Origin of the sequence: Thermodesulfovibrio sp. Kuro-1, assembly GCF_006538445.1 — a bacterium.
Lineage (GTDB): Bacteria > Nitrospirota > Thermodesulfovibrionia > Thermodesulfovibrionales > Thermodesulfovibrionaceae > Thermodesulfovibrio > Thermodesulfovibrio yellowstonii.
Genome location: NZ_BJKS01000006.1, coordinates 102,448 through 112,109 on the forward strand (window position 1 = coordinate 102,448; position 9,662 = coordinate 112,109).

General features: G+C 35.5%; 12 protein-coding genes. All 12 read left to right on the forward strand.

Annotated elements, in window-relative coordinates; translation table 11 throughout:
* Window positions 1–8 precede the first annotated feature (8 nt).
* Window positions 9–848 (forward strand): HDOD domain-containing protein, encoded by an 840-nt coding sequence (locus tag FLY87_RS08935; RefSeq protein ID WP_141266984.1) that lies wholly within the window; start codon window positions 9–11, stop codon window positions 846–848.
* Window positions 849–1,034 (forward strand): hypothetical protein, encoded by a 186-nt coding sequence (locus FLY87_RS08940; protein WP_012545869.1) that lies wholly within the window; start codon window positions 849–851, stop codon window positions 1,032–1,034. It begins immediately after the preceding gene.
* Between the two features lie 123 nt (window positions 1,035–1,157).
* Window positions 1,158–1,877: a flagellar basal-body rod protein FlgF gene (flgF, locus tag FLY87_RS08945; RefSeq protein ID WP_141266986.1), complete on the forward strand. Its 720-nt coding sequence runs from the start codon at window positions 1,158–1,160 to the stop codon at window positions 1,875–1,877.
* A gap of 12 nt (window positions 1,878–1,889) precedes the next feature.
* Window positions 1,890–2,678, forward strand: coding sequence for a flagellar basal-body rod protein FlgG (gene flgG / locus FLY87_RS08950; protein ID WP_012546478.1), 789 nt, complete (start codon window positions 1,890–1,892; stop codon window positions 2,676–2,678).
* Between the two features lie 22 nt (window positions 2,679–2,700).
* Window positions 2,701–3,396: a flagellar basal body P-ring formation chaperone FlgA gene (flgA, locus tag FLY87_RS08955; protein WP_012545619.1), complete on the forward strand. Its 696-nt coding sequence runs from the start codon at window positions 2,701–2,703 to the stop codon at window positions 3,394–3,396.
* Entirely contained in the window at window positions 3,393–4,109 is a 717-nt protein-coding gene (locus tag FLY87_RS08960) for a flagellar basal body L-ring protein FlgH (protein WP_012545249.1), read from the forward strand. The genes flgA and FLY87_RS08960 overlap by 4 nt, the downstream gene beginning before the upstream one ends.
* A 12-nt stretch (window positions 4,110–4,121) precedes the next feature.
* The gene (locus FLY87_RS08965) at window positions 4,122–5,333 is read left to right on the forward strand and encodes a flagellar basal body P-ring protein FlgI (protein WP_141266988.1); all 1,212 of its coding nucleotides are present in this window, start codon (window positions 4,122–4,124) and stop codon (window positions 5,331–5,333) included.
* 7 nt (window positions 5,334–5,340) lie between these two features.
* The gene (locus FLY87_RS08970) at window positions 5,341–6,069 is read left to right on the forward strand and encodes a M23 family metallopeptidase (RefSeq protein ID WP_141266989.1); all 729 of its coding nucleotides are present in this window, start codon (window positions 5,341–5,343) and stop codon (window positions 6,067–6,069) included.
* Window positions 6,070–6,095: 26 nt separating this feature from the next.
* Complete coding sequence (gene flgM / locus FLY87_RS08975; protein ID WP_012546457.1) at window positions 6,096–6,395, forward strand: flagellar biosynthesis anti-sigma factor FlgM; 300 nt, start codon at window positions 6,096–6,098, stop codon at window positions 6,393–6,395.
* A complete protein-coding gene (locus FLY87_RS08980) occupies window positions 6,379–6,819 on the forward strand; it encodes a flagellar protein FlgN (RefSeq protein WP_012545745.1) in 441 nt (146 codons plus the stop codon). Before flgM ends, FLY87_RS08980 begins: the two co-directional genes overlap by 17 nt.
* Window positions 6,820–8,484, forward strand: coding sequence for a flagellar hook-associated protein FlgK (gene flgK, locus FLY87_RS08985; RefSeq protein WP_012545686.1), 1,665 nt, complete (start codon window positions 6,820–6,822; stop codon window positions 8,482–8,484).
* Between the two features lie 41 nt (window positions 8,485–8,525).
* Window positions 8,526–9,662 (forward strand): flagellar hook-associated protein FlgL (flgL, locus tag FLY87_RS08990; protein ID WP_181406026.1); only part of this gene is annotated, 1,137 nt, incomplete at its 3' end.

Genomic DNA, 9,662 nt, shown 5'->3' on the forward strand with positions numbered 1-9,662 from the left:
AGACATTTTTGCAGGAAGAAATAATAGAAAGAATAGTTTTTAGAACTGTTGATATCCCTTCATTGCCTCCTATTGCCATGAAAGTTATGAACCTTATTCAAGATAATTATGCATCTTTAAAAGCTCTTGAGGAAATAATCTCCCGTGATCAAGGATTTACAACAAGACTTTTAAGAATAGCAAACTCTCCTTATTATGGTCGTGATAGAAAAATTGAAGATATCCCTCAGGCATTACTCCTTATAGGTTTTGAAACTCTTAAATCACTGGTTATTGCAACTTCATTAAGAGATTTACACAGACGTTTTGGAATATTTGAGCAGAGACTCTGGGAACACAGTCTCGGAGTAGCTCTTTGTTCAAGTTTACTGGCTATGGTAACTCATATGGCAACCACAGATGAGGCTTTAGTCTGCGGGTTAATTCATGATGTTGGTAAAACAGTTATAAACAATGCCATGCCAGAACTGTATATTCAAATATACGAAAGAATATACAAAGAAGGACGACTACTAATAGAGCTTGAGGATGAAACACTGGGATTTAATCATACAATCATAGGTAATCTTATTGCGAAGAAATGGAAACTTCCTGAAAAATTGGAAATGGTAATAACATATCATCATACATATCCATATCCAGACTATGAAGACCAGGCATTTGCTGACATATGTAATATTGTAAGAGTTGCAGACCAGATATGTCTCAATCTTGGAATAGGTTTAAAAGAGTCTTTTATAACTAAAATAGACTATGAATCTCTTGGTATGACAGAAGATGCACTAAATGAGCTTGTAGGACTATTTAAAATAAAATTTGAAAAACAGAAAGAATTTTTATTGAGTTAAATGGCTGCAGAAGAAAGAATAGACCCATTAGGTCCTTACAGAGGGATTAGACCTGTAAAAGAAGGTTCTGTTTTTGCAAAGTACAAAGTTAGAAAAAAATTTAAAAAAACCGAAGAAAAATCTGAAAAAGAAACCTTATCTTCAGAAAAAGAGTCCTCAGAACACAAAATAGATATAGAAGCATAAAATTCCATTCAGGAAAAAATTTCCTACTACAGCAAGATTTGCTTTAAAGAAAAACAAGAAATCTCAACAATTTTGTATTGGCATAACCATTGCATTAATATTTGTTTTTAGGAGGAGGTAAGGATGTATAAAGGAATTTACATAACAATGACTGGAATGAGCATGAGAGAGAATGAACTTTCTTCCATTTCCAACAATCTTGCCAATATTAATACAACGGGTTATAAAAAGCAGAGCTTTGCAAGCAGGCTTTATCCTCTTCTTTCAGGAAAGCCTTCTCAGTCAAATGTTATATATCAGGATGCAAGAGTTCAAACCTATTTTGGCACTCAATACATTGACACATCTCAGGGTGCTTTAAAACAAACTCATAATCCATTTGACATTGGTATTCAGGGAGAAGGATTTTTTGTAGTAAGACAGGGGAACAAAATTTTATATACCAGAGAAGGTTCATTTACAAGAGACAAAGATAATTATCTTGTGACGCAGACAGGGTTAAGAGTTCTTGATGAAAATAATAATCCAATAATAATAGATGGAACAAAAATAGAGTACGGTAAAGATGGAACTATATTAGTTGATGGAAATCCTATTGGACGAATTAAACTTGTAAAACTGAATAATCTCAGACATGTTGGACAGTCTCTTTATGAAGGAGTAGAAGCAGGGCAAGCAAATGGGCAGATTTTACAGGGCTGGATAGAAAATTCAAATGTAAATCCAATGAGTGAAATGGTTCAAATGATTCAGGCTATAAGAAATTTTGATTTCACCCAGAGGGTAACAACCAATTTTTCTGAGCTTGCACAAAGAGCTGTAAGCGAAATTGCAAGAATATAAAGGAGGTAACGCATGTTAAGATCACTTTTTACAGCATCAACTGGCATGTATGCTCAGCAGCTAAATTTAGATGTTATTTCACATAATCTTGCAAATGTTAATACCACAGGATTCAAAAAAGGAAGGGCAGAGTTTCAGGATTTGCTTTATCAGAATGTTATTAATCCGGGAGCTCCCTCTGATGATGGAACTCAGTATCCTTCAGGAATTCAGGTTGGACTTGGTGTAAGACCTGTTGCTGTTGCAAAGTTTTTTACTCCAGGTGATCTTATAAATACAGGGAATGATCTGGATTTGGCGATTGATGGAGATGGATTTTTCCAGGTAACTCTTCCTGATGGGACAATTGCTTATACAAGAGCAGGAAACTTTAGAATTGATAAAGATGGAAGGATTGTAACAAATGACGGATATCCGATAGAACCCGGAATTACAGTTCCTGCTGATGCAACGAAAATAACATTTGGTGCTGATGGAACTGTTACAGTGCTTCAACCAGGAACAGTTGCACCTGTTCAGATCGGAACAGTTGAACTTGCAAGATTTATAAATCCAGGTGGGTTACAGGCAATCGGAAGAAATCTTTTTCTTGAAACAGATGCATCGGGCACTCCAACAACAGGAACTCCTGGAACTGAGGGAAGAGGAAAAATTGTACAGGGTTTTTTGGAAATGTCCAATGTAAACATTGTTGAAGAGCTTGCTAATATGATAATTGCTCAAAGAGCTTTTGATATTAACTCTAAGGCGGTGCAAACATCTGATGAAATGTTGCAAACAGTAGCAGCACTTAAGAGGTAATTAGAAGTCATAGGAGAATTATATGAAACAGATAAAGGCAAAAATTTTTAATAATTTTGTGCTTCTGATTGTCTTTTGTTTAACATTTCTTTTTATTTCCTCAAGTTTTGCTTTTGATACGGCTTTTTTAGCAAATCTTCTTTCAAATGAGATAAAGAAATCACCTATTGCTACAGAAGTGCAGGTTGGGCAGATAAAATTTATAGGATACGAACCCCATGAAAATTGTAATCCCGAGAATCTAAAAATCAGGGAAATTAAAAGACCAAATGCAGCAGAATTCACTTTTAAATGTGGAAACAGACAATACAGAGCAATTGCAAACTACGAAGTTTTAACAAGAGTTTATATTACTCAAATACCTCTAAAAAGAGGAGAAGTAATTACTGAAGAAAAAATAATGGAAATAAAACAACCTTTAAGTAGACTTCCTGTAGGAGCAATTACAGATAAAAATTTACTAATAGGAAAAGTTGTAAAAAGGAGTCTTACCAGAGGTTTAATCATTAAAGAAGATTATCTTTATTCTGGCATGCCTGTAAAAAAAGGAAGTAAAGTAGATGTAATAATAAATACAGGTCAGGTCATGATAATGACAGAAGGTGTTTTGAAATCTGACGCAGTAGTTGGGGGAAATGCTCGTGTACAATGTTTTCAAACTGGCAAGGAAATTGTTGGTAAATTAGTAGGTAAAGACAAAGTGAGGGTATCATTATGAGAAAATTAATTTTAATAAGCCTTTGTATATTTTTTCTTGCATCCTGTTCAGAACTTCAGGAAGTAAGAGACATTAAAAATGCAGGAATGCCACCAAAATACTATCCTGAGCCTCCTCAAACTCAGGTAGCCAGTGAGGGTTCTTTATGGAGGAACAAGGCTTCTCTTTATGAAGATAAAAAAGCCCGCAGAGTAAATGACCTTGTAACAATTTTAATAAACGAATCAACTTCAGCTCAGAAAACTGCATCAACCACTGCATCAAGGGATTCATCAACAAACTATGGTCTTGATACATTTTTTGGCATGAATACAGATTTTAATATTCACAATCTTCCACTGATAAATGGTTTTTATAAAGCAGGAAATGTTTTTTCTCCATCAGTTAAAGGTTCGGCAACAAGTGATTTTAAAGGAGATGGTGATACTGCAAGAACAGGCAAAATTACTGGAACAATCACAGCCAAGGTGGTTGAAGTTTTACCAAATGGAAATCTTGTTATTGAATCCAGAAAAGAGGTAATTGTTAATAATGAAAAGGAAATACTTGTTCTCAGAGGCATAATAAGACCTGATGATATAAGTCAGAGCAATACTATATTGAGTCAGTATGTTGCAGATGCGCAGATATATCTTGTGGGAGAAGGCACACTTGGAGATAAACAGTCTCAGGGTTGGCTTGTGAGATTTCTTGACAAAATATGGCCCTTTTAGAGGAGGTTGGATATGAGAAACAATAAAATCATTCTGGGTAATTATAAAGTTATTCTGAGCAATTATAAAGTCATTTTGAGCGATTATCATGTTATTCTGACTAAATACAATGTCATTCTGAGCGTAGCGAAGAATCTCCTCTTTATATTTTTCTTGATACTATCTTTTGCAACTACCTCTCATGCAGAGAGAATAAAGGATATTGCCAGCTGGTCAGGAATTAGAGAAAACCAACTTGTAGGTTATGGTCTTGTTGTTGGATTAAACGGAACAGGCGATAAGGATGGAACATATCTTTATCAGCCAATTGCAAATATGTTGAGCAGAATGGGAATTACAGTGAATGTGAAAGATTTGAAGGGCAAAGTTAAGAATGTTGCAGCAGTTATGGTTACTGCTAAACTGCCAACCAATGTGAAACCGGGGACAAAAATAGATGTACAGGTTTCATCAATAGGTGATGCCAAATCTCTTCAGGGAGGAACTTTGCTGCTTACACCTCTTACAGGACCTGATGGAGAAGTATATGCTTTAGCGCAGGGACCTATTTCAATTGGAGGGTTTATAGCTGCTGGAAGAGCAGCTCAGGCTATAAAAAATCATCAAAATGTCGGCTCTATTCCTGAAGGAGCTATTGTAGAAAAAGCAGTTCCTGTTAATCTGAATGCAAAGAGTGAGCTTCAGCTTCTTCTACAGTTTCCAGATATAACTACCGCCAAAAATATAGCTGAAAAAATAAACGAGATTTATAAAGCAGGAATTGCAAAAGCTTTGGACCCAACAACAATTTCAATTAATATCCCATCAACTTATAGAGGAAATGTGCTTGATTTTATGGCTGAAGTTGAAAAAATTGAAGTTTCTACTGATTTACCTGCCCGTGTAGTTATAAATGAAAGAACAGGCACGGTTGTTATAGGCTCTCATGTAAAAATATCACCTGCAGCACTTGCTCATGGTGGTTTGACAATTACAATAAAAGAAACCCCTGAAGTGATTCAACCACCTCCTCTGTCTCCAAGAGGAGCTGTAACAGAGACTGTTCCCAGAACTGAGCTTAAAGTAGAGGAAAAACAGGCATCTCTTGTTGAAGTACAGGGTTCAACAGTTGGAGAACTTGTCAGAGCATTAAATACATTGGGAGTAACTCCGAAGGATTTAATCTCTATACTTCAGGCACTTAAAACATCAGGCGCTTTAAAAGCTGATCTGGTGATAATGTGAGGCAACAGTGATAAACAAAGTTAACACACAGACACTTAATACTTCTACAGATACAAAGGAGCTTTCAAAAAAGATAGAGACGATTTTCCTTACTGAATTATTAAAAGTTATGTTTGCGAATACATCTTTTTCTGAAGGCAAAACAACATCCACTTACATGACAGCTATTCTCCCTCAAATAGCAGAAATGATGTCTGAAAGAGATATAGGAATTGGAAGATTTTTAACTGAAAATGCTAATTTTTTAAATAGCATTTCAAAAAATCAAAAAATTGAACTGAAGCCTTCTTTAGACAATCAGGAAGAACAGAGAAAATTTAATCTGCCCAATAAAATCTCTTTACCTGCATCAGGCAAAATAACTTCACCTTTTGGTTTAAGAACTGACCCAATAGATGGAAAACTCAGACACCATAATGGAATAGATATAGCAGTTCCTGAAGGAACAGAAATTAAACCTGTTTTATCTGGAAAGGTTGTTTATTCTGGTTACAGTAATGGATATGGAAATTGTGTTATAGTTGAGCATGAAAATGGAATACAAACAATTTATGCTCATAATTCAAAAAATCTTGTAAAAGTTGGCGATACTGTTACAGCAGATACAGTTATAGCTCTATCCGGTTCTACAGGACGAACAACAGGCCCGCATTTGCATTTTGAGGTGCGAAAAGATGGCAAACCTGTAAACCCTGTAGCTATGTTAAATAGTTTAGAAAAATCGCCGATTTCATAAGTAAAAATACAAAGGAGGTGTTTTAAATGATAGGAGGACCGATAAAAATAGATGGTGTAGCACCAAATACGCAGATAGCTCCAGAGAAATCTCATAGCAAAGCTTCTGAAAGAAGCGAAGAAGTGCTTACAAAAGATCAGGTTACAGTATCTGAGGCAGCTAAAAATATCGCAAGACTTATGGTAGAAGTAAGCAATATCCCAGATATAAGGGCAGATAAAGTAGAAGAATTGAAAAATGCTATAAATTCAGGTACATACGAAGTTAAAGGAAATGAAATTGCTGGGAAAATAATTAAGGAGGCTTTAATTGATAAGCTTGCATAAAGAGCTTACAAAAATTCTCAATGAAGAGAAGGCTCTCCTTGAAATCCTATTCAAAATAGTATCTGAAGAAAGAGACGCTATTGTTGGACTTAATTCTGTAGAGCTTGAAAAAATTTTAAGGGAAAAGGAACAGACTCTTATTAAACTTTCTTTGTGGGAAGAAGAAAGAGCAAAACTTCTTGCAAAAAACGGTTTAGAAAATACTACACTTTCTGAAATTTTGAATATGAACAATGACTCTCCTGAATTGATACAGTTAAAGGAACTTTACTATAGCATGAAAACTTTACTTAATGCAATTTCTGAGATTCAAAGAATAAATGAGCAACTTATTGACCGTTCTATTATGCACATTGGAACAGCAATAAAATTTCTTGAAACTTTTGGTATAAATGCAAAACAAAGCCTTTCAAAGGAGGCATAGATGAGCCTTACTGCTCTCTTTGATATTGGAAAAACAGGAGTGCTTACTTATCAGAAAGCCCTTGAGGTTGTATCACATAATATATCAAATGCAGCTACAGAAGGATATACAAGGCAGGATGTAATTTTTCAAAATATGAGCTCAGGTATTTTGAGTCTCTCAGGAGTTACTGGAAGAGGAGTAAAGCTTGAAGATATCCGCCGAATGTATGACTCCTTCATAGACCTTCAGCTTAAAACAGAGAGTTCTAATCTTGCTTACTGGGATGTAGTATACAATGGAATGCTCAGATTGGAGAATATCTTTAATGATGCCTCTGAAACTGCTTTTAGTAATTCAATAAATGATTTTTTTAATGCCTGGCAGGAATTAAGCCAAAATCCTTCTGGAACAGCAGAGAGAACACTTCTTCTTGATAAGGCAAATTATCTTACTAAAAGATTAAATCTTTCCTATAAATCTCTCATTGATGAAAGACAGGAAATTTATAAAGATACACAAAGTCTTGTTAATCAGGTAAACAACTATCTTGATCAAATCAATGAACTGAATGAAAAGATTGCTGCAAGCCCTGGTTCGCTTGATGCCAAAGACCAGAGAGACAATCTTGTAAAGCAGCTCAATGACATTGTTCAAATCACTTACTTTGAAGACAATTCAGGTAGATACTCTATTCTGCTTGGTGGAATGCCTCTTGTTGATGGAGGCAAGGTTTACCATTTGAGTACAGCCCTTGACAGTAAACAAAACATGCAGTTTAGCCTTGAAACTGTTTCAGGAAGCATAGATGTTACACGATTAATTCAGGGAGGAAAACTCAAAGCAGAGATAGACTTGAGAGATGAGACAATCCCTGAATATATGGAGAAGCTTAATATGCTTGTTTTTGACCTCACCGAGGCAATAAATGCTCAGCACAGACAGGGTTACGGGCTTGATGGAACAACGGGAAATAATTTTTTCAGTCAGCTTTATGATTTAACTGTGTCATCTCCTTCTTCTCCAACATCTCCATATTCAGACATATCTTTTAAAATAAATAATGTAAATACAAATACCTATGATGAGTATCAAGTTGAGTTTGATGGGAGTGCTGTACCTCCGGCGTGGACTGTTACAGATAATACAACTTCTTCATCTATAACTCCTACAGTAACTTCATGGACAAAAGGAACAGATACTTACTATAAATTAAGTTTTAATGACATAGAAGTGACAATAAAAAATCCAGATAATACTCTTGATTTTACCTTTCAAATAAAGCAACATTCAGGTTTATTATTTAATGTTGAAATAACAGATACTCAAAAGATTGCAGCCGCAGCAGCTAATCCTACCACGACCAGTGGAGAAATGGATAATGAGAATGCAAGGGCAATATATTCTCTTTTAGACAGTGAAATCATTGGTAATTCAACTCCAATAGATTTTTACAGGGCAATTGTTTCTGAAGTTGGAGTTTATTCCTCAAGTGCACAAACACAGAAAAGTTTTCAACAGTCTCTTGTTGAGGAAATTGAAAAAAGAAGACAGGATGTATCTGGTGTAAGCCTTGATGAAGAGGCAGTTAATCTCATAAAGTATCAAAAAATGTATGAAGCTTCGGCAAGAGTAATAAAAGTTGCTGATGAAATACTTGCAACACTTTTTGATATGGTGAGCTAAAGAGAGGGTTTTAGTCCTCTCTAAGTGAAAGGGGGTAAAAGATGAAGGTTACAACAGGTTTCTTTTATAAGACATTTATAAATGATATGAATACGCAGATAGAAGCAATGTATAAAGCTCAAAAACAGCTTACTACAGGCAAAAGAGTTCTTTCTCCCAGTGATGACCCTGTTGCTATTTCAAGAATTGTTAAATACAAAACAGAACTTTCTGCTCTTGACGAATATTCAAGAGTAATTGATACTGCTAAAATTTATAATTCTTCGCTTGAGACAGCAATAAATGATCTGAAAAACATGGCAATAAAGGCAAAACAGTATGCAGTTAATGGCTCAACTGATACACTTTCTGCTACAGATAGACTTGCCCTGGCACAGGAAGTAGATACTCTAATTCAACGCAGTATTGAAACAATAAATACAAAAGTATCAGGCAGGTATATATTTGGAGGTTATAAAGCTGATACTCCCCCTGTTAATTCAACAACAGGTCTTTATCAATCTGATACAAATCTTCAGTATCTTGATATAAGCTTTTTCCTTGACGTGGCAGTGAATTTGCCAGCAACAGAGTTTTTTACTTATCAAGTTGATCCAACTGATCCTTATGGAAATATAAAGGTTTTTACCCCCTATAATCAGACAGTTACAACCTCAGGAACACAATTACATGATGCTGACCCTCTTTCTGCTTTGCTTATGCCTCAGCCTTCAGGAGGAGCAATAACTGATCCAACAGCAGGATTCACAACTAATGGAGGAACTCTTACGATTCAACTTGGTGATAATGAATCAGTATCAGTTACAATTTCTTCAGGGGCGTCTCTTAATGATGTAAGAGACGCTATAAACTCTCAAGCAGGTGATTATGTAAAGGCATGGGTTGTGAATGTAGGAACCTCTGGTTCTCCTGATTACAGGCTTGTTATAAATAGTGTGCCTAACGGAAAGTCTGATAAAATAAGAATTCAGGTGAGCACCACAGACGCTGCTAATACAGGGCTTAATCTTTTATCCTATAATCCTGATTCTGGCTCATCAAATATGAGCCTTCTTTCTGCTTTGCTTATGCCTCAGCCTTCAGGAGGAGCAATAACTGATCCAACAGCAGGATTCACAACTAATGGAGGAACTCTTACGATTCAACTTGGTGATAATGAATCAGTATCAGTTACAATT

What these genes read in the sequence shown, in the direction of transcription:
- flgM (WP_012546457.1), top strand. Translation starts at nt 6,096, where the DNA reads ATGATAGGAGGACCGATAAAAATAGATGGTGTAGCACCAAATACGCAG.
- flgK (WP_012545686.1), top strand. Translation starts at nt 6,820, where the DNA reads ATGAGCCTTACTGCTCTCTTTGATATTGGAAAAACAGGAGTGCTTACT.
- FLY87_RS08940 (WP_012545869.1), top strand. Translation starts at nt 849, where the DNA reads ATGGCTGCAGAAGAAAGAATAGACCCATTAGGTCCTTACAGAGGGATT.
- FLY87_RS08960 (WP_012545249.1), top strand. Translation starts at nt 3,393, where the DNA reads ATGAGAAAATTAATTTTAATAAGCCTTTGTATATTTTTTCTTGCATCC.
- FLY87_RS08965 (WP_141266988.1), top strand. Translation starts at nt 4,122, where the DNA reads ATGAGAAACAATAAAATCATTCTGGGTAATTATAAAGTTATTCTGAGC.
- flgA (WP_012545619.1), top strand. Translation starts at nt 2,701, where the DNA reads ATGAAACAGATAAAGGCAAAAATTTTTAATAATTTTGTGCTTCTGATT.
- flgG (WP_012546478.1), top strand. Translation starts at nt 1,890, where the DNA reads ATGTTAAGATCACTTTTTACAGCATCAACTGGCATGTATGCTCAGCAG.
- flgF (WP_141266986.1), top strand. Translation starts at nt 1,158, where the DNA reads ATGTATAAAGGAATTTACATAACAATGACTGGAATGAGCATGAGAGAG.